Annotated in this window: 19 protein-coding genes and 1 pseudogene; 7 read left to right on the forward strand and 13 right to left on the reverse strand. The window is 59.5% G+C overall.

Annotated features, from left to right (window positions below; genetic code table 11):
* Positions 1 to 13: 13 nt before the first annotated feature.
* Positions 14 to 1,339, reverse strand: coding sequence for a prephenate-dependent tRNA uridine(34) hydroxylase TrhP (trhP, locus tag BLL42_RS23310; protein WP_071554575.1), 1,326 nt, complete (start codon positions 1,337 to 1,339; stop codon positions 14 to 16).
* Between the two features lie 162 nt (positions 1,340 to 1,501).
* Here trhP and BLL42_RS23315 point away from each other — a divergent pair, with 162 nt between their 5' ends.
* A complete protein-coding gene (locus tag BLL42_RS23315) occupies positions 1,502 to 2,563 on the forward strand; it encodes an AI-2E family transporter (protein WP_071554577.1) in 1,062 nt (353 codons plus the stop codon).
* Here the strand turns inward: BLL42_RS23315 and BLL42_RS23320 are convergent.
* The 3 genes from BLL42_RS23320 to BLL42_RS23330 all read right to left on the reverse strand — a co-directional run bounded on the left by BLL42_RS23320 (position 2,560) and on the right by BLL42_RS23330 (position 3,631).
* Positions 2,560 to 2,742, reverse strand: a complete 183-nt coding sequence (locus tag BLL42_RS23320) for a hypothetical protein (RefSeq protein ID WP_071554579.1) — start codon at positions 2,740 to 2,742, stop codon at positions 2,560 to 2,562. The two genes, BLL42_RS23315 and BLL42_RS23320, sit on opposite strands and share 4 nt — an antisense overlap.
* Before the next feature lie 106 nt (positions 2,743 to 2,848).
* Positions 2,849 to 3,043, reverse strand: coding sequence for a hypothetical protein (locus tag BLL42_RS23325; RefSeq protein WP_071554581.1), 195 nt, complete (start codon positions 3,041 to 3,043; stop codon positions 2,849 to 2,851).
* Between the two features lie 261 nt (positions 3,044 to 3,304).
* A complete protein-coding gene (locus BLL42_RS23330; RefSeq protein WP_071554583.1) occupies positions 3,305 to 3,631 on the reverse strand; it encodes a hypothetical protein in 327 nt (108 codons plus the stop codon).
* A 245-nt stretch (positions 3,632 to 3,876) separates the two neighbouring features.
* On the opposite strand from BLL42_RS23330, the gene BLL42_RS23335 reads away from it, so the two are divergent.
* Positions 3,877 to 4,695 (forward strand): shikimate 5-dehydrogenase, encoded by an 819-nt coding sequence (locus BLL42_RS23335; RefSeq protein ID WP_071554585.1) that lies wholly within the window; start codon positions 3,877 to 3,879, stop codon positions 4,693 to 4,695.
* 28 nt (positions 4,696 to 4,723) lie between these two features.
* On the opposite strand, the gene BLL42_RS23340 is transcribed toward BLL42_RS23335, so the two are convergent.
* Both BLL42_RS23340 and BLL42_RS23350 read right to left on the reverse strand, forming a co-directional pair.
* Positions 4,724 to 5,371, reverse strand: coding sequence for a YceH family protein (locus tag BLL42_RS23340; protein ID WP_071555837.1), 648 nt, complete (start codon positions 5,369 to 5,371; stop codon positions 4,724 to 4,726).
* 251 nt (positions 5,372 to 5,622) lie between these two features.
* Entirely contained in the window at positions 5,623 to 6,549 is a 927-nt protein-coding gene (locus tag BLL42_RS23350) for a universal stress protein (RefSeq protein WP_071554589.1), read from the reverse strand.
* Between the two features lie 279 nt (positions 6,550 to 6,828).
* On the opposite strand from BLL42_RS23350, the gene BLL42_RS23355 reads away from it, so the two are divergent.
* The 3 genes and pseudogenes from BLL42_RS23355 to BLL42_RS23370 all read left to right on the forward strand — a co-directional run bounded on the left by BLL42_RS23355 (position 6,829) and on the right by BLL42_RS23370 (position 10,560).
* The gene (locus BLL42_RS23355) at positions 6,829 to 7,902 is read left to right on the forward strand and encodes an NAD(P)-dependent alcohol dehydrogenase (protein ID WP_071554591.1); all 1,074 of its coding nucleotides are present in this window, start codon (positions 6,829 to 6,831) and stop codon (positions 7,900 to 7,902) included.
* A gap of 348 nt (positions 7,903 to 8,250) precedes the next feature.
* Positions 8,251 to 9,489, forward strand: a complete 1,239-nt coding sequence (locus BLL42_RS23365; RefSeq protein WP_071554595.1) for an MgtC/SapB family protein — start codon at positions 8,251 to 8,253, stop codon at positions 9,487 to 9,489.
* A 139-nt stretch (positions 9,490 to 9,628) separates the two neighbouring features.
* Positions 9,629 to 10,560: pseudogene (locus tag BLL42_RS23370) on the forward strand (universal stress protein).
* Positions 10,561 to 10,614: 54 nt separating this feature from the next.
* Here BLL42_RS23370 and BLL42_RS23375 read toward each other — a convergent pair.
* Positions 10,615 to 11,178: a GNAT family N-acetyltransferase gene (locus BLL42_RS23375; RefSeq protein WP_071554596.1), complete on the reverse strand. Its 564-nt coding sequence runs from the start codon at positions 11,176 to 11,178 to the stop codon at positions 10,615 to 10,617.
* A gap of 223 nt (positions 11,179 to 11,401) precedes the next feature.
* On the opposite strand from BLL42_RS23375, the gene BLL42_RS23380 reads away from it, so the two are divergent.
* On the forward strand, positions 11,402 to 12,355 hold the full coding sequence (locus BLL42_RS23380; RefSeq protein WP_071554598.1) for a universal stress protein: 954 nt from the start codon (positions 11,402 to 11,404) through the stop codon (positions 12,353 to 12,355).
* On the opposite strand, the gene fnr is transcribed toward BLL42_RS23380, so the two are convergent.
* From fnr to BLL42_RS23410, 6 genes are all read right to left on the reverse strand, one after another.
* Positions 12,312 to 13,064, reverse strand: a complete 753-nt coding sequence (gene fnr, locus BLL42_RS23385) for a fumarate/nitrate reduction transcriptional regulator Fnr (RefSeq protein ID WP_071554600.1) — start codon at positions 13,062 to 13,064, stop codon at positions 12,312 to 12,314. The two genes, BLL42_RS23380 and fnr, sit on opposite strands and share 44 nt — an antisense overlap.
* Positions 13,065 to 13,191: 127 nt before the next feature.
* Positions 13,192 to 13,617, reverse strand: a complete 426-nt coding sequence (locus tag BLL42_RS23390) for a potassium channel family protein (RefSeq protein WP_071554602.1) — start codon at positions 13,615 to 13,617, stop codon at positions 13,192 to 13,194.
* Complete coding sequence (ftsH, locus tag BLL42_RS23395; protein ID WP_071554604.1) at positions 13,614 to 15,437, reverse strand: ATP-dependent zinc metalloprotease FtsH; 1,824 nt, start codon at positions 15,435 to 15,437, stop codon at positions 13,614 to 13,616. The genes BLL42_RS23390 and ftsH overlap by 4 nt, the downstream gene beginning before the upstream one ends.
* Before the next feature lie 88 nt (positions 15,438 to 15,525).
* Positions 15,526 to 17,913, reverse strand: a complete 2,388-nt coding sequence (locus BLL42_RS23400) for a serine hydrolase (RefSeq protein WP_236721927.1) — start codon at positions 17,911 to 17,913, stop codon at positions 15,526 to 15,528.
* A complete protein-coding gene (locus BLL42_RS23405; protein WP_071554606.1) occupies positions 17,865 to 19,139 on the reverse strand; it encodes a putative glycoside hydrolase in 1,275 nt (424 codons plus the stop codon). The genes BLL42_RS23400 and BLL42_RS23405 overlap by 49 nt, the downstream gene beginning before the upstream one ends.
* Positions 19,136 to 19,954: a polysaccharide deacetylase family protein gene (locus tag BLL42_RS23410; protein ID WP_071554608.1), complete on the reverse strand. Its 819-nt coding sequence runs from the start codon at positions 19,952 to 19,954 to the stop codon at positions 19,136 to 19,138. The genes BLL42_RS23405 and BLL42_RS23410 overlap by 4 nt, the downstream gene beginning before the upstream one ends.
* 288 nt (positions 19,955 to 20,242) lie before the next feature.
* On the opposite strand from BLL42_RS23410, the gene BLL42_RS23415 reads away from it, so the two are divergent.
* Complete coding sequence (locus tag BLL42_RS23415) at positions 20,243 to 21,661, forward strand: cytochrome C (RefSeq protein WP_081427325.1); 1,419 nt, start codon at positions 20,243 to 20,245, stop codon at positions 21,659 to 21,661.
* Positions 21,662 to 21,677 lie beyond the last annotated feature (16 nt).

Genomic DNA, 21,677 nt, shown 5'->3' on the forward strand with positions numbered 1-21,677 from the left:
AGCGGATTAGGTTTCAGTTTCCTCGCACATCCCGCATCAATAGCCCGAACTTCAAATCCACCGCGTCCGGAATCGGCAAATACACGGTGTGCCCGTCCCCCGGCGCTACTTCAATCGCTTCGCCTTTGGCGCTTTGCAATTGATGCAAGTCGAAGTGGAAATTGCCTTTGGGTGTCATTAACTCCATGTGATCCCCCAAACCAAAGCGGTTTTTCACCTTGACCTCGGCCAGCCGATCACGGCGCTCACCGGTCAGTTCACCGACGAACTGCTGACGCTCCGACACCGAGCTGCCGTTCTGGTAGTTCTGGTATTCGTCGTGCACATGGCGGCGCAGGAAACCTTCGGTATAGCCACGCTGGGCCAGGGACTCGAGGTCGCTCATCAAGCTGCGATCGAACTCGCGGCCGGCCACGGCATCGTTGATGGCGCGGCGGTAGACCTGAGTGGTCCGGGCGCAGTAGAAGTGCGATTTGGTCCGGCCTTCGATCTTCAACGAGTGAACGCCCATCTGCGTCAATCGAGCGACATGCTGCACGGCGCGCAGGTCCTTGGCGTTCATGATGTAGGTGCCGTGCTCGTCTTCGAAGGCCGGCATCAGTTCGTCGGGGCGGTTGGCTTCCTGCAGCAAAAACACCTGATCGGTGGGTGTGCCGATGCCCAGCGTTGGCTCCGGGATGAACGTCTGAACGATCTCGCCCACGGCGTTTTCTGTCGCTGGCTGCGCGGAGTACTTCCAGCGACAGGCATTGGTGCAGGAGCCCTGATTGGCATCGCGCCTGTTCATGTAACCCGACAGCAGGCAGCGCCCGGAATAGGCCATGCACAGCGCGCCGTGGACGAACACTTCCAGCTCCATGGCGGGGACTTGCTGGCGAATCTCGGCGATTTCTTCCAGCGACAGCTCCCGCGACAGGATGATCCGGCTCAGGCCTTGCTGTTGCCAGAACTCGACGCTGGCCCAGTTCACCGTGTTGGCTTGCACCGAGAGGTGGATCGGCATCTGCGGGAAATGTCGGCGCACCAGCATGATCAGCCCGGGGTCGGACATGATCAGCGCATCCGGAGCCATGGCGATGACCGGCTGAAGATCCTTGAGGAAGGTTTTCAACTTGGCGTTGTGCGGGGCGATGTTCACCACCACATAAAAACGCTTGCCCTGGGCCTGGGCTTCACGGATGCCGAGGGCCAGGTTGGCATGATCGAACTCGTTATTGCGCACGCGCAGGCTGTAGCGCGGCTGGCCGGCGTAGACCGCATCGGCACCGTAGGCGAAGGCATAACGCATGTTTTTCAAGGTGCCGGCAGGGGCGAGCAGTTCAGGCGTGGCGAGGGGCATAAGGGGCTCGATCACAAAAGCTCGCGAGGGTAGAGCAGTCTCGGGGGGCGTTTATTGATCTGGATCTATGCTGGGTGAACAAAACGGGGCACTCGGGCGTGTCGTGGCTGACTAATGTTGAAGAGGCAGTCAGAGCCTGCGTGTTACTGACGGGGATCGGACATGAACAAAACCGTTGTGCGAGACAAATCACTGCTGGTGCTACTGGTGCTGGTGACCGCCGCTTTCATCTGGATTCTGCTGCCGTTTTACGGTGCGGTGTTCTGGGCGGTGATTCTCGGCATTGTCTTCGCGCCCTTGCAGCGTCGGTTGCAAATGAAGTTCGGTTGGCACCGCAACCTGACGGCCCTTTGCACCTTGAGCATCTGTCTGCTCATTGCCATTTTGCCGGTGATCACTACCAGCGTCTTGCTGGTGCAGGAGGGTGCGAACTTCTACAAGAATATCGAGAGCGGTCAATTGGACGTCGCCGGCTACCTGGCGCAGTTCAAACACAGCCTGCCACCGTACTTTCAGCATTTGCTGGACCGCTTTGGCGTGGGTGAGCTGAGCGCTTTACGCGAGAAAATCGTCAAGAGCGCGGTGCAGGGCAGCGAGTTTTTCGCCAGTCAGGCGTTCAGCTTCGGTCAGGGCACTTTCGAGTTCGTGGTGAGTTTTTCCATCATGCTCTACCTGCTGTTCTTCTTTCTGCGTGACGGTGCCGAACTGGCGCGCGAGGTCCGCGCGGCCGTGCCGTTGGCGGAACATCAAAAGCGCCGCTTGCAGCTAAAATTCAATCGTGTGGTACGAGCCACGGTCAAAGGCAACCTGGTGATGGCGGTCACACAAGGTGCGCTGGGTGGGTTGATTTTCTGGTTTCTGGACGTTCCCAGTGCATTGCTCTGGGCGGTGATAATGGCGTTTCTGTCGCTGTTGCCAGCGGTGGGGGCGGGGATTGTCTGGGTGCCGGTGGCCGCGTACTTCCTGCTCAGCGGCGCTATCTGGCAGGGTGTGGTGCTGGGTTTGTTCGGGGTGTTCGTGATCGGTCTGGTAGACAACGTTCTGCGCCCGATCCTGGTGGGCAAGGACACCAGGATGCCGGACTATCTGGTCCTGATTTCGACTTTGGGCGGTCTGGCGATCTTCGGTCTCAATGGTTTTGTCATTGGGCCCTTGATCGCCGCGCTGTTCATGTCGAGTTGGGCCTTGTACATCGAAACCAGGCCGCGAGTACAGTTGCCTTAAGCGTCAAGTGCGTAGGTGCCCATACGGTGCGACAGGGCTTGGGCGGCGGGCAGTGAAGTGAGCGGACCGCTGATCGCAACACCGTCCTGAACCAGGTACCAACAGGCGAGCAATCCTAGCTCTCTGAGCGGTGCGGGAACGGCGCTACCAATAACGGACATGATCTGAATCTTGGGCATAAGTACCTCCATCAATCTATGGAGCTACCTTACTGGCCCGGCGGTTCAGCGGAAAATCAACGTGCTCGATAGTGGACATTGACGACAATGTGGCGAACTGCCGCTGTCAGTCGACGACCTGGTCGAGCATGTTCATCACTTCATGCTCATTGAGCAGGCCTTTACGCACCAGGTTTTCGGCGAGCAGCGAGAGAAACTTGGCGCTGCGATGGCCTTCCAGGTGTTTGAGCTCAGTCAATGCGTTATAGACCTTGCTTGAAGTACAGAGTCCAACAATGCGGTGCGGGTTTTGCGTGGGCATAAGGGTCGTCCTTGTTTTTATGAACCGTTTATTACGGACAATTCAAAGCTTGCTGAACTGTCATGACATAAATATGACGGTTACAGCGCGCAAGCCAGGGCATTCGTCGGATCAATCATTTCAAATTTAACCGCAGTCACTGTCCCGGTAGCGACCTTGGCGAGATTTATTCAGACATGGTTCTGACCGCAGAACGAAAACAGGCCCCGTTTCGAGGCGGGGCCTGTGTTGTGTAATCTGCAGTGATGACCTGCGTGGACCTCAGTAACGAGGCGGACCGTAATACACCGGTGCCGGACGGTAGTAGACCGGTGGTGGCTGGACATACACCGGTTGCGGCTGAACGTAGACGGGTTGCTGTACGTAAACCGGCTGCTGCTGAATGTAGACGGGTTGCTCTACGTAAACTGGACGCTGCGAGTTGGCGACCATTGATCCCGCTACCACGGCACCCACCACAGCACCGACGGCAAGCGGCGCACCCCAACCCCAACCGCCGCCATGGCCATAGTAGCCATGGGCTTGCGCCTGTCCGGCGACAGCCAATGCACCGACCAGCAAGGCTATTACAGGGAGTTTGCGGATCATGATAATTCCTCGTGTTTTCGCCCCAACGCTTGAGCCTTCAATAGATTCAAGGATAGTCGCGGGGATAACTCTAAGACAGCGTTTCTTGGCGAATCTGCGACGCGTCTGAGTAAATATTGTGTAAGGTCTGTACCGGCGTCTTTACCTTGCCACGTCAGCCGGGCCAAGTGCCGCGCCATGATCCGATAAACCCGGCGGGCTGGCTAATCCCGTCCATCTGAAAGTGCAATTTGAAGGAGATCCACATGCTGATGAACCCGAACAAAGACACCCGACTGTGCATGTCGCTGTCTGGGCGTCCCGGGAATTTCGGCCTGCGTTTCCACAACCATTTGTATGAACAGCTGGGCCTGAATTTCTATTACAAGGCGTTCAGCAGTCAGGATCTGCCGGGGGCGATTGGCGGGATTCGTGCCTTGGGTATTCGCGGCTGCGGCGTGTCGATGCCCTTCAAGGAAGCCTGCATCGCGCTGGTCGATGAGCTGGACGCGTCAGCGCAAGCCATTCAATCGATCAATACCATCGTCAACACCAACGGTCACCTCAAGGCTTACAACACCGATTACATCGCCATCGAGCAACTGCTGAAAACCCATGCCGTACCGCAGGACTCGACGTTCGCTTTGCGCGGCAGCGGCGGGATGGCCAAAGCGGTGGCCAGCGCCTTGCGCGACGGTGGCTATGAAAACGGCCTGATCGTGGCGCGTAATGAAAGCGCTGGTCGCGCCTTGGCTAACTCGCTGGGTTATCGCTGGCAAGCAGAACTCGGCAGCGAGCGCCCGCGGATGTTGGTCAATGTCACGCCGATTGGCATGACTGGTGGCGCACAGGCCGATCAAGGGGCCTTTGAAGCTGACGCCATCGATGCCGCTGAAACGGTCTTCGATGTGGTGGCGGTCCCCTCGGAAACCCCGCTGATCGTGCGCGCTCGTGCGGCAGGAAAACGAGTCATCACCGGGCTTGAAGTCATCGCCATTCAAGCGCTTGAGCAGTTTGTGCTGTACACCGGCGTGCGTCCCAGCGATGAGCAGTTCCAGAAGGCCGTGGCGTTCGCCCGCAGCTGATCAAGCGCTGCGGGTCAGGGGTGCAGGGTTACTCGAGGCGCGCCAGACGCTCTTCGAGAGCCGCAATCCGCGCTTCGAGTTCTTCGATACGTTCCACTGAAACTCCGTTGCTGGCGCCACGTTCCGCCGGGTTCTGACGGGCGGCGAGGATCGCTTCGATATCTGCCGGGTCGCCCAGTGCGTGCATGTAGCGGTCTTCGCGCTGGCCCGACTGGCGCGGCAACAACATCGCGAGACCGCGGGCAATCAAGCGCTCCAGTTGATGGACAACCTGTTCGGCATCTTCGAAGTCATGCATGCGGCCGCTGCGTGTCAGCAGTTCGTTGACCGTCTGCGGACCGCGCAGAAACAGCAAGCCGGCCAGAATAACCTGGGCCGGCACCAGCTCCAGTGCCTTGTCGAGCCGATGCTCCCAGCGATCGGCGCGGCTGCCCATGACCAGCTTGGTGAAGCCTCGACCTTCCAGAGCGCGCAAACTTTGCCCGACCTGGCCCTGGCTGAGGTTCATCACCGGTTCCCGACTGGTTTTCTGGTTGCAGGCAATGACCAGCGCATTAAGCGTCAGCGGATAGGTCTCCGGGCTGGTCGCCTGTTTCTCGATCAAAGAGCCGAGAATGCGCTGCTCCGTGCTGCTCAGTCGCAGTGCATCGGTGGACGTCTCTAGTTCAATGCTCATGCTTTCTGGACCTTTGCTATCCGTGACTTCCATTTTTTACTCCGAAATTTAGCAACAGACCCTTGTTTTTCGGGCCAGATCGCTTCCCCTTCACGTCGTTTTGTTTGACGTTCAGAACCCGGTTCGCGGCGCGCAGAACCTCGTTGGGGAAGGCGAGTGCGGCAATCTTAGCGCACCGTTGCTCAATTTTCTGACGGAGTACACGGTTCTTCTCGCACTCGGCATAGCGATCGTAGTGCTTGCTGCTTGCCTCACTCATCAAGTTCTTCGGGCGACACGATCCATACACTGCATGGCATTTTGTACAAAAGATTTTCCACCGTGCTGCCCGCCAGCCGGCCCATTCCCCGATGGCTGACCCGACCCATGACAATCACATCGACGTCATAGGCATCGGCATAACTGACCAGGACCTTGGCCGGGTTGCCCATGATCATGTGACGCTGTTCCGGCGGGATACCGTTGCGCTCGGCCAATGCGTTGAAGGCGTCTCCCTGAGCGTCGAACAGGGTCTTGGCTTTGCCTGAAGCGAAGAAGGTCGAAACGTTGTTGAAGTCGAATTCGTCCGCACTGATGGAGGAAAGGTCATAGGCATAGACGACGTCGACCTCGGCGTTGCAGGTGCTCGCCAGTTTTACTGCTTCGTGGAGTATCCGGTCGTTGAGGCCCTGGTACTGATCATCGCGATGGAAAGGGTCGACGGCTGCTATCACCTTGCGAGGCAAGGCATGCGTTGTATTACTGACGAAATGCAGCGGCACCGGACACTCGCGAAGCAAGTGCACGTCCAGAGGTGTGAACATCAGGCGCGAGAGCAGCGATTCATGCGTCAGCGCTTTAATCACCAACGCTATGGGTTGTTCTTTGAGGTGGATGAGGATTTCCTGGAGTGGGCGTTCGACCCACGTCACCTCGGTGGTGACCTCCAGTCCAATCTTGCGCAAAGGCCTGGCCTGTTCCTCTAACCACTGGCGGTGGCGTTCGATGTAGCCCAGACGCATCTCTTCACGCGCTTGCTCGTTGACCAGGCCGGCAGTCGCCAGGCCCTCCAGGTAGTCAAAGGCCACGATGTGTAGTGCTGCACCTTCGGCCTTGGCCAGTGCAGCGGCCCTGTCGAAGGCTGGACTGTGCTGCATCAGCGGCGAGACGATCAGCATGAAACGTGATTGACCAGACATGGCAAACCTCTCATGGGTAGACACAAAGTCGGTGGCTTTCTATGGGGCGCGATGAGTTGTCAGCGCCTGAAACCATGGTCTGATCGTGCTGCTAGCCAGGCGCCCGGGCTTGATCTGTATCAAACGGGCGAGAGGCCGGTCTTGTCGCCCGACATACGGTCGTTTGCTGCCCCTCCAATCTTGTAAATATTGACCATGATCAATCTCTCGTCCTCGACCCCGGCGCAGTCTGAGGTTCGTGGGTATTTCAAGCTCTCGTACAGGGCAGGAGAGGTCTTCATGGCAACCATGAAAGCGGCGATCTTCGTCGAGAAAAACCGGATCGTCCTCGATGACAAACCGATCCCTGAAATCGGCCCATTGGATGCGCTGGTCCGTATTACCACGACGACGATCTGCGGGACTGACGTGCACATTTTGCGCGGCGAATATCCCGTGGCCAAAGGGTTGACCATCGGTCATGAACCGGTGGGCGTTATTGAACGCCTCGGCTCCCAGGTACGCGGCTTTGTCGAAGGGCAGCGGGTCATCGCCGGGGCTATCACTCCCAGCGGCCAAAGTTATGCCTGTCTGTGTGGCTGTGCCTCACAGGATGGCCCGGATACCCGTCATGGTTTCCGGGCCACGGGTGGCTGGAAGTTCGGCAACATCATTGATGGCTGCCAGGCCGAGTACGTGCGGGTGCCGGATGCCTTGGCCAACTTGTGTCCGATCCCGGACGGCCTCAGTGATGAACAGGTGCTGATGTGCCCGGACATCATGTCCACCGGTTTTTCCGGGGCGGAGCGCGGCGAGGTGAGCATCGGCGATACGGTCGCGGTATTCGCCCTCGGGCCGATCGGGCTGTGTGCCGTGGCCGGTGCGCGCCTCAAAGGCGCGACCACCATCATCGGCGTCGACACCGTGGCCGAGCGGATGAGCGTTGCCCGACGGCTGGGGGCGTCCCATGTGGTCAACTTCAAGGACGGCGATGTCGTTGCGCAAATCATGGCCCTGACCGATGGTCGGGGTGTCGACGTGGCCATTGAAGCGCTGGGAACCCAGGGCACATTCGAGTCCGCCCTGCGGGTACTGCGTCCCGGCGGTCGGCTGTCCAGCCTGGGGGTGTACTCCAGCGATCTGCGAATTCCCCTCGATGCCTTTGCTGCAGGGCTGGGGGATTACAGCATCGTGACTACGCTGTGCCCTGGCGGCAAAGAGCGGATGCGCCGCTTGATGGCGGTGGTGGCCAGCGGTGGCGTGGATCTATCGCCGCTGGTGACCCACCGTTTCAAACTGGACGATATTGAAGCAGCTTATGAGTTGTTTGGTCATCAACGTGACGGTGTGATGAAGGTCGCGATTACGCCGTGATGGAGTTTTTGAAGCCAGGACGCACCGCCCACAGACCCGATTACGGGGCTTGAACCGAGGCTGGCTATGATCATTGAAATAACAGAACAACTGGCAAGACACCGTTGGATCGTACACATGGATGGGTGGGAGGCGGGTTTCGGCAGTCGGGATGAAGCTGAGGCGTTCGTCAGGCAACTCAAGGCGCGCATTAATGCGCCTCATGCCTGGCCGGCAAACGCTGTCACGGAACTATTGATCCGACAGCCTCCTGGCTCTCGATCCGACCCGGTTGTTGAGCAAAGGGCGCAGGCTGACCTCGCGAGATAAGTGCCGAGGTCATGGAGGGCATGACCCAGTGCATATCCAATGAATGAAACCTTCGGCATGGCCAATGCAGCTGCTGCGCTGGGGATCGGCATGCTGGTGGGGCTTGAGCGCGAGCGCCACAAGGGACGGGGAGACAGCCGAGCCTGTGCCGGATTGCGGACATTCGCGATCACCGCGTTGTTGGGTTATGTCACCGTGCAGGTGGGCGACGGTCTGCTGCTGGGGATCGTTGCAATGTGTCTGGCGCTGCTGCTCACCGTGGCTTATTGGCGAAACCTTGGCAACGATCCTGGCATTACCAGTGAAGTGGCCTTGCTCACGGTGTTGGTACTGGGGGCGTTGTGTGGCACCGCGCCAGAGCTGGCCATTGCCATGGGTGTGGTGATGGCGGGACTGCTGACCTACCGGCAGAGGTTGCATCACTTTGCACGCAGTCAGTTGACCGAAGCGGAAATGCGCGATGGGCTAGTATTGCTGATCACCGCGCTGGTGGTGCTGCCCCTGGCGCCCGATCGCTTCATCGGGCCGTATGCCGCAATCAATTTACGGACCATTTGCACCTTGACCGTGCTCTTGATGGCGGTAGGTGCGGTGGGACATATCGCGGTTCGCACGGTGGGCACCCGCTACGGCTATCCGATCAGTGCAATCGCGTCAGGGTTTGCATCCAGCACTGTCACCATCGCGGCCATGGGGCATATCGTCGCCAAGGAACCGGTGAACATCAAAGTCCTCAGCGCCGCTGCGGTGCTTTCCAATCTGGCGACTGTGACTCAAGTGGGCCTGATACTCGGGACAGTCGATCCAGGCCTGTTGCGGCCCATGTGGGGATCACTGTCATTCGGCATCGTGACCACGGCGTTGTATGGTGTTTGCTTGATGTTTCCCAAGCCGACGGGGGGCGCCGAGGAGCCGATCAAGGTCGGTGGTGCGTTCAATCTCAGGCTGGCCTTGATTGTGACGCTGACTATCACCGCCATTACCTTTCTGTCTTCGGTGATGCTCAGTTACTTTGGCCAGGTGGGCGTAATGCTGACAGCGGCCTTTACCGGTTTTGCCGATGCTCATTCCTCGACGGCATCGATTGCCTCCCTGGCCAAGGCCGGCCAGATACCCTTCGATGCCATCGCCGGTCCTGCGCTGATCGCTGTCAGTAGCAATTCGCTGAGCAAATGCGTGGTGGCTTGGGTCAGCGGCGGTCGACGGTTTGCCGCTTATGTCATCCCAGGGCAGGTATTGCTGACGCTGGCGATGTGGGTGGGCCTCTTGTTGCACTGAGGCGTTTGATGCCGCGCCGTATCCATCAAGACAAGGCGAAGCCTACATAGAGCTGATAAAGATCAAGTCGTCTGCGCCTGGAGCGTTCAACCTAGAGTCCTGCTCACCGTATTGAAATGGCCGCGTGCCGAGGTGCCGTATGTCGCAGACTCAACGTTTATTGTTAATTGCCCCCCCAGCAATGACCCGTACTCCGGCGTTCGAACGCGCCACGGCCCTGGCCCTGGCGGCGCAGTTACCCTTGCATATCGTGGCGTTTGATTACATCGAAGCCTTGGCGGTGGCCGGTCTGTTCGCCCCCGAGCAAATCCGGCAAGCCCGCGAAGGCTATCTGGAAAGCCATCGGCAATGGCTCGAACAGCAGGCCGAACTGGCGAAGAAGCACGGGGTCGAGGCCACCTGTGAAGTGGTCTGGGTCCAACACCCCTATGAAGAGATCCTTCACGTCGTCAACGAGATGTCCTTGGCCCTGATCATCAAGGATGCCCAGGAGGAGTCCGCGTTGAAGCGGATCTTCTTTACCCCGCTGGACTGGCAGTTGCTGCGCGATTGTCCGGCGCCGGTGCATCTGGTCACCAACGCCTGCCACCCAAGGCCACACAAGGTGCTGGCGATCGTCGATGTGTTACGCAGTGAAGAGCAGGACCTGGTGTTCAACGACCAGATTATCGACGCAGCAGTGAAGCTGGCCGAACAGTGCAACGCCCAGCTTGATTTGGTGCATGTGTATGACTGGGCCGCGGTATACGCCACGGACATGGGCTTTGGCGCATTGCCCCTGGCCACCGGCATCTATGAAGCATTGGCTGAGGCTCAGCGCGAGGCGTTTTCGGCCTTGGCCGAACGTAAGGGCGTTCCACCTGATCGTCGCCACTTCATTGAGGGGGCACCGCTGCAGAGTATCTGCGAGTTTGCGACCGATCATCAGGCGGACGTCATCGTCATGGGAACGGTGCACCATAGGGGCATAGGGGCTTGAACAAACTCTTGGGCAGCACCGCCGAACATCTCTTGCACCGGGCGCCGTGCAGTGTGCTGGCGATCAAGCCGGACGAGTTGTTGCAGTCATAAGTGTTGAATCATCCCTTGGAGCCCCGGTGTCCGGTGCTCCAAGGGGCGTTTTTTTTACAGCAAGAGGCGGTGAATGACCTGGTGGGCATCATCAGGATCGTTATGGACTTCAAATCCCAGGGCTTTTGCCAAATCACGCATAGGGGCATTGCTTGAGGCATCAATGGAATACATCTGATGGAAACCGTTCTTGCGGGCGGTCTTGATCAAGTGCTCCATCAACAGCGTTCCCAGCCCCAGGTGCTGCCATTCATCGGCGACCGTGATCGCACATTCGCATTCATGTTCGGCGGTGGCGGCATAGCGGCTGATACCGATTTCAATCAATTTACCGTTTTCGTGGATCAAGGCGATGTAGGCCATCCGCTGCTTGCAGTCGATGTCCATCAACTGGTCGAGCATGGCTGTCCCCGGCTCGTTGATTTGCGCTAGAAAACGCATATGCCGGGATTCGGGAGACAAGCGCTTGATAAACGCATATTCGCGCTCGCGGTCTTTTTCCGTCAATGGCCGGATCAGTACATGCCGACCGTCCCTGAGCGCTTCAATCCAGTATTGTCCAGAGATCGCGGCATAGGCGGCAGCGGCTCGCTCGTTGTGGTCTTCGACAGTGGGCATGGTGCGATCCTCCATCTGACATAAAGGGCGCGCGTGCGGTAAAAGGCCACGCGGTTGATCCCTTTTTACGCCATTGACGACAGTCGAGTCTGATCTGGATCAGATACTCGGTGCGGGTGTCATCAATCGCCTGAATTTGATGTAAATCAACCTGACGTGGGGGGCAATGAGCGCAGTCTAGGAATATGCCGGTGGCTCGACCGGCGCCGCGCCGAGGTGTGTGATGGGTCAATATCAACGTTTACTGCTGATCGCCGACCGAACCCTGCATCAATCTCCAGCCTTGCTGCGCGCCGTGGCCCTGGCCAAGGTGTGTGGGGCGGTCCTGCATGTGTGTGCCTTTGTCGAGCCGGTGCCGATCGTCCATTTATGGGAAGAAAAAGTCGACGAGGCGGCTTTTCAGAGGTATCTGCGTCGCTATCGCCGCTGGATGTCGGAGGAAATCCAGCGGCTGAGCGGTGAGGGACTGAAAGTCTCGGTCGAAGTGGTCTTCACCACCCATCCGCTGCTGGATATCTTGAAGCATGTCGAGGAATTCAAGCCTGATCTGCTGATCAAGGACGCCACGCTGGAGCCCGTGCTTAAACGGGTGTTCATCACACCACTCGATTGTCACCTGCTGCGCGAATGCCCGGTGCCTGTGCACTTGGTCAACCAGGCCCGATACGGTTTGCCTCATCGGATCGTGGCCGCGGTGGACCCCTTCGACCCGCAGCCCCAGATCAGTGGCCTCAACGACGTCATCATCCAGACCGCGAACGCCCTTGCCCTGCAGTGCGACGCGCCGTTGCATCTGCTGTACGCCTATGACCTGTCGCCAGCGTTCAATGGCGATGTAGCGTTGGTCAGCGGCGGCTGGGGCCTGGATTACATGGAGGAGCTGCGTGAGTCATTGCATTTGGCATTTGTGACCCTGGCCGACCGCTATGGTGTACCGCCCGAACGTCGGCACTTTGTCATGGGCCAGCCGGTTCGGGCATTGAGTGAATTTGTCGAAGAGTACTTCGCCGATGTGGTCGTGATGGGCACCGTGCACCGGGTCGGGTTGGATCGGTTGATCGGCAGTACCACTGAACGGGCTCTTTATTCGGTGCCTGGCAGCATTCTGGCGGTCAGGTCACCGGGTTTGGCCGTCAGAGAGGCGCGTCCCGGTGACAGCCGGCGACCAGTTGCCTGAGCCCGTCCATATCCAGGACTTTGACGTTACGGCCCGCGATTTCGACCAGTGCCTGATCGCGCAGGTGGGCAATGCCTCGGCAGATGGTTTCCAGGCGCAGCCCCAGGTAGGAGCCGATCTCTTCGCGGCGCATTTTCAGTACAAACTCCCTGGAAGAGTAACCGCGAATGCTGAACCGCTGAGACAGGTTAAGCAGAAAGGCGGCCAAGCGTTCGTCCGAGTTCATGTTGCCCATCATCATCAGCATGCTGTGATCACGGACGATTTCCCTGCTCAGGAGTTTGTTCAAATTGTGCTGCAGTGAAGGCAGCTCATGGGCGAGCTTTTCCAGTTGGGCGAAATGGATGGGACAAACCTCGCTGTCCTCAAGGGCTAAAGCATTGCAGGCGTGCTGCTCTGCACTGATGGCATCCAGGCCGAGCATCTCGCCGAGCATTTGAAAGCCGGTCACCTGCTCGCGTCCGTCAAGAGACACCACACTCGTCTTGAAAGAGCCTGTGCGTACCGCGTAAAGCGAGCGCAATGGATCGCCTGTGCGGTACAACGCTGCGCCTTTTTTAACTTTCACGCGCTGGACGATCAAAGTGTCCAGCCGCTCCACTTCCTGGCCGGTCAGACCAATCGGCAGGCACAACTCCAACACGCTGCAGTTAGAGCAAGCAGCCTTGAGATAATGAATGTGAAGTGGTCGAACCTCAGACGGTGACATGTCGCCCCCTTAATGGCTGAAGGAAGCATAGGCGCTTGCCAGTTCGGGAAAGACCTTCCTTTGCAAGCGAGTGGGTGTGGAGCGACGAACGGGAACGTGTTCAGTGGTCACACGTTGTGAAAATCGGTCATTTGCTCTTCCAGTACTTCTGCATCTCGAGAAACAGAAACGATGCCGTCCAGGAGATGAGCACCAGGCCGGTCAGTGCCTGCAACCCGGTCAGGTACTTGAGTTTCCCCATGGGCGAGATATCGCCAAAACCGATGGTGGTAAAGGTGGTGAAAGAAAAGTACACGCAGTCCATGAACGAGCCATCAAAGTTGCCCTTCAGGCTTCCCCATTCGCCGGATCGCGTCATCAGGTAATAGACCAGCGCGAAGCACCAGACTTCCAGCGCATGGGCCAGCAGCGCGCCAAATACCCCGACGACAATCCTGAATCGACTCCAGGCCTTGAGCCTGGGTAGCCAGTCGTTCAGGCGTGACAGACATTCGTAGTGGATCACCACGGCAACGATTACCACCAGTGTATTGATCAGCGTGACCTCAATCATGGCGATTCATCGGGGAAGGCCTTGATCGGTATCAGCGGCGCAAACTCCTCTGGCGTCAGCGTTTCCTTTTCCAGCAGTAAATGGGCGCCGGCATCCAGGTCGGCCCGGCGACTGTCGAGCAGCGCTTTGGCACGGTCATAGGCTTCATCGAGCAAGGCGCGGATGCCCAGGTCGATTTCCCGTGCGGTTTGTTCCGAATAGTCTTTCTGGCCAAATCCGGCCATGTGTTCACCCAAATAAGTAGGATTTTGCCGTTCCAGTACCGATTGACCGAGTTCGGCACTCATGCCAAAGCGGGTGATCAACTGCCGGGCGATATCGGTCGCCCGGGTCAGGTCGTCGGCTGCGCCTGTGGAGATCTGGCCATAGACGATGTACTCGGCAGCCCGACCGGCCATCAGTACGGCGATTCGATCCTTGAGCATCTGACAACTGATCAGGAAGTGATCCTCGGTCGGTCGCTGCAAGGTATAACCCAGTGAGCCCATGGAGCGGGGGATGATCGAGACTTTGTGTACCGGGTCCATCCCGGGCAAGGTGCCAGCGGCCAGGGCATGGCCCATTTCGTGATAGGCCACTACCAGGCGCTCTTCAGGCCGTAACAGGCTGCTCTTGCGTTCGACACCCGCAACGATGCGTTCCACCGCGGCCGTGAAGTCGTCAAGGTTGACGGTCTGGCCTCCCCGGCGGGTGGCAACGATGGCGGCTTCGTTGATCAGGTTTGCCAGGTCCGCACCGGTGAAGCCCGTGGTTATTTCGGCGATACGTTCGCAGTCGATGTCGGGCGCTACGGTGATTTTTTTCAGATGGACCTTGAGGATGGCCAGTCGGCCTTTGCGATCGGGGCGGTCGATCACAAGCTGACGGTCGAAGCGACCGGCCCGCAGCAGTGCCGGATCGAGGACCTCCGGTCGGTTGGTTGCTGCCAGCAGAACCACACCTTCGCGCGGGTCGAAACCGTCCAGTTCGGCCAGAAGCTGGTTGAGGGTCTGCTCTTTTTCGTCGTTGCCGCCAAACGCACCGACACCGCGCATTTTGCCTAGGGCGTCGAGTTCGTCGATGAAAATAATGCAAGGTGCCGCCTGCCGTGCCTGCTCGAACAAGTCACGCACTCGAGCGGCACCGACACCGACGAACATTTCGACGAATTCGGAACCGGAAATCGAGAAAAACGGCACGCCGGCTTCACCGGCAATCGCCTTGGCCACCAGGGTCTTACCGGTGCCTGGTGGGCCGACCAGCAGGGTGCCCTTGGGAATATGCGCCCCCAGGCGTGCGTATTTGGCCTTGTCCTTGAGAAACGAGACGATTTCCACCAGCTCGGCCTTGGCTTCATCGATGCCCGCTACATCGGCGAAGGTCACCCCGGTATCACGTTCGACAAATACCTTGGCTCGCGACTTGCCGACGTTCATCAGCCCGCCAAGGCCCTGTTTTTCGGCCATGCCGCGGAACAGGAAATGCCAGAGCACCATGATCATGGCAAAGGGCAGCAGCCAACCCAGCAGCGCGTTCAGCAGTGTGTTTTCGCTGACGCCGGAAAAGCCGACGCCTGACTGGGCCAATTCAGTCGCCAGCGTGGGGTCGACCCGCACGGTGGTGAACAGGTCGTGGCCGTCGATGGGCTCTTGCAGCTTGCCGCTGATCTGGTCCTTCTCGACCCGCAGCTCGCTGACCTTATGCTCGCCCAACAGTTGCAGGAACTGACTGTAAGGGATGTTCTGCACAGCATGGCGTTCAACAAAAAAAAGCTGAGCGAGTGCAAGAATCAGAAAGGTGATAGCGAAGTAGGAAAGGTTCCACTGGTGATACTTCTTCATGGCCTTGGCTCAAGGGATAAGGGGCACGATGCGTGGCGGCTCAATCAGCGTTCTCGCGGTTTAGGGGCTGTGGCACATCGCGTCAAGGTCAATAGTGCAAACTCTCCTGCCGTAGTCGCGCGAAGCGCTCAAGCGCCGCCGCGTCGAGCGCTTGCGCCGCGTCAGGCGCCGCACCGTCGCGAATCGCTTGCCACACGGTTTGCGAGCCGATTGAGGCGCGGGTTGCAGCAAGATCGAACGCGTCAGGATAGAGCGCATGCAGTGTGGCGAGCAGCGCCAATCCCAGGCTGGCTACGGGACGTCGTTCAGGCACCGGGTTGCGAGCGATGCTCACGCCATGACAGAGCTGACCGTGCCAGGTTGATTCGGTGGGGACAAAGTCGAGCGGCTCGAAATGCGCGCCGACGTCGAGCGCATTCAGTGCGTGTGCGAGCCGAGTCGCGTTGATCCACGGCGCGCCGATCCACTCGAACGGATGCGGTGTGCCGCGTCCCACACTCAGATTCGCGCCCTCGAGCAAACCGACATCCGGGTAGAGGTCTAGCTGGAGCTGCGTGCGCAGGTTTGGCGAAAGCGGCACCCAACCGAGACCGGTGTCGGCGAAGGTCATCGCGCGCCGGTACCCTTGCATCGGCACAACGCGCAGGTCCGCACCCGTGTGCTTGTTGCGGTTGAAAAGACTCGCCAACTCGCCGACCGTCATGCCGGGCTGCAGCGGCGCAGGGAAATAACCGGTGAACGATTCGTGGCGGCTGTCCAGCACCGGTCCGCCGAATCGCTGCGCACCGAGCGGATCGGGCCGGTCCAGCACAAACAGCGGAATATGACGCGCCGCTGCGGCCTCGAGTGCGTAACCGAGCGTCGTCTCATAGGTGAAGAAGCGCACGCCGGCATCCTGAATGTCGAAAATCAGCGCATCCAGTCCAGAGAGCGAACCCGCCGGAAAGCGCCGTGCCGCGCCGTAGAGACTGTGTACGGTGAGGCCCGTCGCCGTGTCGAGGGTGTCGCCGACCCGCTCGTCCATATCGATATTCAGTCCATGTTCCGGCGAGAACAGCGCTGCCAGCGTGACGCCTGGCGCCTGCGCGAGTACATCGATAGTGCGCCGGCCCTCGGCGTCGAAGCCGCTGCGATTGGTGATCAAGCCCACGCGCTTGCCGGCGAGCGATGCAAACTGCTGCGCCTCGAGCACGTCGATGCCGGTCTGCACCGGGCCCGCCGAGGTCGGCAGACGATCGGCGGCACGCAGTGCCGGCAACGTCGATGGCAGCAACCGGCCGATTTGCGCGACGCTCGCAGGCGGAGCCCGGCTTGCCAGCAGCGCGAGCAACTGCGCACGAAGCGGGCGGGCGTCACCGCTGTCGTCCGGGTACACGCGGTTGGTCAGGATGACGATGAATTGGCGCGTTACCCGATCGATCCACAGGCCCGTGCCGGTGTATCCGGTGTGGCCGATGATGCCAATCGGCGGCAGACGGTCATGGTTCGACGCGAACGGTGCGGCCAGATCCCAGCCGAGGCCGCGCCACGGCGCGGTCGCGAGCGGCGAGGCGGCACTGGTGAGCGCGGCGATACTCGCTGGCCGCAGAATCTGCAGGGCGCCAGCGCGCCCCTCGTTCAGCATCATCTGCGCGAAGCGGGCGAGGTCATCCGCCGTGGAAAACAACCCGGCGTTGCCGGAGACGCCGCCCATCCATTCGGCCGTCGGATCGTGCACACGGCCACGGCGGATGCCGGCCTTGTTCGCGAGGGTCGGCGCACTGCGGGCCACTCGCCCGGCGTCCGGCACAAAGAGCGTGTCGCGCATACCGAGCGGCCCGAAGATGTGAGCCTGGCAATAGGCGTCGAGCGGGCGGTGCGTGATGCGCTCGACCAGTTCGCCGAGCACCACGAAATTCAGGTCACTGTAGATGACGCGCTCACCTGGCGCGCTACGCAGACGCTGCGCCGCAATTGCGTTCAACACGCCTTCGCGGTCCGGATGCAGTGGTCGCGCAGGCAGGTCTGGCAGCAGCCCGGAGGTGTGCGCCAGCAGTTCACGCACCGTCACCGCGTCTTTGCCGTTCGCGGCAAAGGCGGGCCAATACTGCGCAACGGGTGCGTCGAGGTCGATGCGGCCGGCTTCGGCCAGTTGCATGATCGCCGTGGTGGTCGCGATGACCTTGGTCAGCGATGCGAGATCGAACTCGGTGCTCAGCGTCATCGGCTCGGGGTCGGGCGTCGTCGCGCGTTGTCCAAAGGCTTGGCGATAGAGCACGTGCGTGGCGTCCCCGATGAGGACGACGGCCCCCGGAACGCGTCCCGCAGTGATCTGCCCCTCGACGATCTGTGCGGTTTGCAGGCGCGCCGCCGCATCGAAATCGGCGGCACCCGCGATCTGCGCCGCCGCCATTCCAACCAGCATCGCCCAGGGCTTCAGCGCACCGATCAACGGTGCGGCAAATCGGCGGCGTCGTAGTGATTGCGTGGATTCCATAACATCCATCCATCAGTGCCGGCTGCATCGGCGGCGTTGACCTGCGCACTGATCGTCGCCGCGTCAAGCAGGCGGCGATCGAATGCATAGTCGCGAAAGGCCTGCAGCCACGGACGAAAGCGCACGCCCGGCAGATGGGTGCGCTTCATTGCCTCCGCGAGGGAGCGCCTGACGATCTGACCGGGATCAGTCACCGGGTTGCTCAAGCCCGGTAGCCCCCAGGTAAAACCGGACGGGTAGAGCATCGGCGAAATATAGTCGAGCGGCTCGCCGAGCAATTCGATTTGCTGGCCGATCGCGGTATCGTCCAGATTCCAGCAAACGTAGCCGAAGATGTCCGCGGAGATGAATACATTGTAGGGCGCGAGCCGTGTGCGTGCGGCCTGAAGGAGGCCGACGATCGCCGCGGTCCGGTTGCGCCGGGTATTCGAGAGGACAAACTGTAGCCCGCTCTTGTCGGGAAAACGCACATAGTCGAACTGGACCTCGTCGAAGCCCATCTGCGCCGCCTCCTCGGCGACATCGAGATTGTGCTGGCGTACGTCGTGCGAAAACGGATCCATCCATTGCAGGTTCTCGCCATCGCGCCACGGCTCGCCTTCTGCGGTGTGCACGCTCCACTCCGGATGCGCGTCGGCGAGCGGATCATCCTTGAACACCACGATGCGCGCGATCAGATACAGGTGTTGTGCATGCAGCCGGGCAAGCAGCGCCGGAAAGTCCTGGTCCTGTGGTGCGCGCGCAGTCACGCGTGCCGCCGCGCCGATCGCCTCGCGCGCCGCACTGCGATACGGCGTCAGGCCGCGGTCGCCTTTGACGTCGATCACTAATGCATTGATCACGGTGCTGTCGGCAAGGCTGACGGCCGTGTTGCGCAGTGTCTTGCTGGTCACGCCGAACACTGACAGATAGAGCGCTTTTGGGCGAAACGGGGTCAGCACGAGCGTCACGGGCGTTTCGCCGGACACCTTGGCCTCGGTGCGCAGATACCCCGGGGCGCGGGCCGCGACGCTTTTGACCGCCTGAGCGATCTCGAAGCGACCGTTTTCGTCGGTACGCATCACGCCGGCCGATGTGGTGATGATTGCGTCAGCGAGCGGATTCTGTGTGCTCGAGTCGAGCACGACACCGGTGACGGCCAGGGCGCTTCTCGCGGTCAGCAGGGCAGTGAAGGCGGCGAGCAGTGTCGGGATCGCGTAGCGCCTCAATGCGCGGATGAAGGTCATCGTGCGCTCCCCGTGGCGGGTATCGGTGGGGTGTTCGGTTCGCCGAGCAGGCGCGCGAATGCGCTTGCGCCGTAGGCATCAATCATCAGAAAGCGTGGCAGCGCGAGCAGCCGCGCGTGCCGGTCCACCTTGTGCGCGTCCAGTGTGAAGGCGACGACGTAACCCTCGTCGGAGGCGAGTGCGATCAACTCGTCGTCGTAGATGCCGAACGGCCACGCGAGCATGTCGACATGCGTACCGGTTTGCGCCTCAAGACGTCGACGGGATTTGTCGAGTTGTGTGCGGACGAATTGCTGGAAATCTGCCGGCGTACGGTGTCTGCGCTCGACGTTGAAATTGGGATGCCAGTACGTATGTGACTGGATGTCAAAGAGCCCGGTCTGTTTCAGGGTGCGCAATTGCTCCCAGGTCAGGGCATAGGACGCGTTCGAGATCGCCGATGGATAGATGAACAGCGTGACCGGAAAACGCTCGCGCAGCACGATGGGCAGCAGCTTTTCGAATACCGAACGATGCCCGTCGTCGACGGTGATTGCCACCGGCTTCTGCGGTAACGTCGCATTCGGATCGCGCAGCCAGTCGACAACTTCACGCAGCGGCACGATGTGGTAGCCATGCTCGCGCAGGACGCGTAACTGGGTTTCGAAGGTGCCCATGCGCACGGTCATCGAGTCGTCCGCCGTTTCCGAAAAACGGTGGTAAACGAGGATCGTGACGCGCGGTCCGGCGCTTTGCGCGGCTGCGTCCGCTCCCCAGGCCAGCCCGCAGATGCACGCCAGCACAGCGCACACCAGAAGCCGGATCGCGCTGCTCATATAAGCCCCCCGTGTGGCAGGTTTTACCTTGATTTGATCTAAATCAATAGTAGATCGTCGTTGGCGGGCCACTGTATGAAATGACAATATTCGAGGCGTGCCGACATGAATATCAACGAGGCGATAAAACGTCCGCAGGCCGCTGAATATGACCTGACGCAATGGGCGTGATGCGCGTTGCTGGCTTGAACGGCGCCACTCTCGACTGAACTTGTAAATGGCTTGTGTCTGGCTAGGCTCCATTCAGGGTCAAGCCGCTTGACAGTCTCTTTTTCAGAGTGAGCTGAAATGTATATGACGGACGGCGAAGCAGGCGGGAAGAGGGCGGTGGCGCGGTCGTTTCTTTTCAGGCCAGCGTTTTTTTTCACGTTACTCAGGCGACCGGGAACCCTGTTGGGGGCGCTATTGTTGCTGGTGTTCTGTCAGTCAGCCCAGGCCTTGCCTTCCTTTGCACGTCAAACAGGACAAAGTTGCGTTGCCTGCCATGCGGGTGGGCAATTTCCTGAGCTGACACCTTATGGGCGCCTGTTCAAGCTGACGGGGTATACCAACGGCGTACAAACCAACCCCTTGGCAGCCATGATCGTCGGTGACTTCACCTCAACGCGTAACAACAGCGACGGTGCGGGCAGCTCGATTTCACCCAAAGACAAGCAATTCATCATTGATTATGGAAGCGTGTTTCTGGGCGGAAAGATCACTGACGTCATCGGCGGCTTCGCCCAATTCACCTACAGCTCGTATGACCACCAGGACGCCTCGGGTAATTGGGTAAGCCACCTGGGGTCGGATAACTTTGACCTGCGTTATGCGGACAGCCGGGTGGATGCCTCACGAGATGTCATCTGGGGGGTCACATTGAACAACAACCCCACGGTTCAGGATGTCTGGAACAGCACGCCTGCCTGGGGCTATCCGTATGTCAGTTCAACCTTGGGCGCCTTTGGCGGGGTTCCTGCCTCGACGCTGATTGAAGGGGGATTGGCTCAACAGGTGGCGGGTATCGGTGCCTATGTTTATTTGAACAAGTCGTTGTATCTGGAGCTGACCTCCTACCAGACAGCCAAAAATACGTGGGCCTTTCTCAGCCTGGGCAACAAGAAGGGCGACACCTACCATCCGTTGACGTACATGGATGGCTCAAGCCCTTATGCAAGGCTGGCCTATACCTACGAGTGGGGGGCCCAAAACGTGATGGTGGGGGCCTTTGCGATGAATGCCAAAATTCTTCCCATGGATGACTCCAACAATCCGGTCTACGGTCAGGGCAGCACCGAGTACCGGGACGTAGGCTTCGATGGCCAGTATCAGTACCTCCTTGAGCCCCATGCTTTGACTGTACAGATACGGTATGTAAAGGAAGAAATCAGAGATGACACCCAGACACTCTTCGACGGGCCTGCATCCCTTCGATCGTTCAAATTGAAGGGCAGTTATGTATACGGTGCCAAATATGGTGCGAGCCTGGCTTATACCAATGTCAATGGAAGCTCGGATGCCACGGCGTACCCGGACAGTGCCAACTTTTCACCCGATACACAGATGTGGACGCCAGAGGTTTTCTGGTTGCCGATGCAGAGCCTGAGGGTTGGACTTCAATATAACTACTTCACCCGCTATCTGGGCGCATCGAACAACTACGACGGCAATGGTCGTGATGCCAGTGAAAACAACACCACTTATCTTTATATGTGGTACGCGTTTTGATCCGTTGAACGCAGGG

It is taken from the genome of Pseudomonas frederiksbergensis, from assembly GCF_001874645.1.
Taxonomy (GTDB): domain Bacteria; phylum Pseudomonadota; class Gammaproteobacteria; order Pseudomonadales; family Pseudomonadaceae; genus Aquipseudomonas; species Aquipseudomonas frederiksbergensis_B.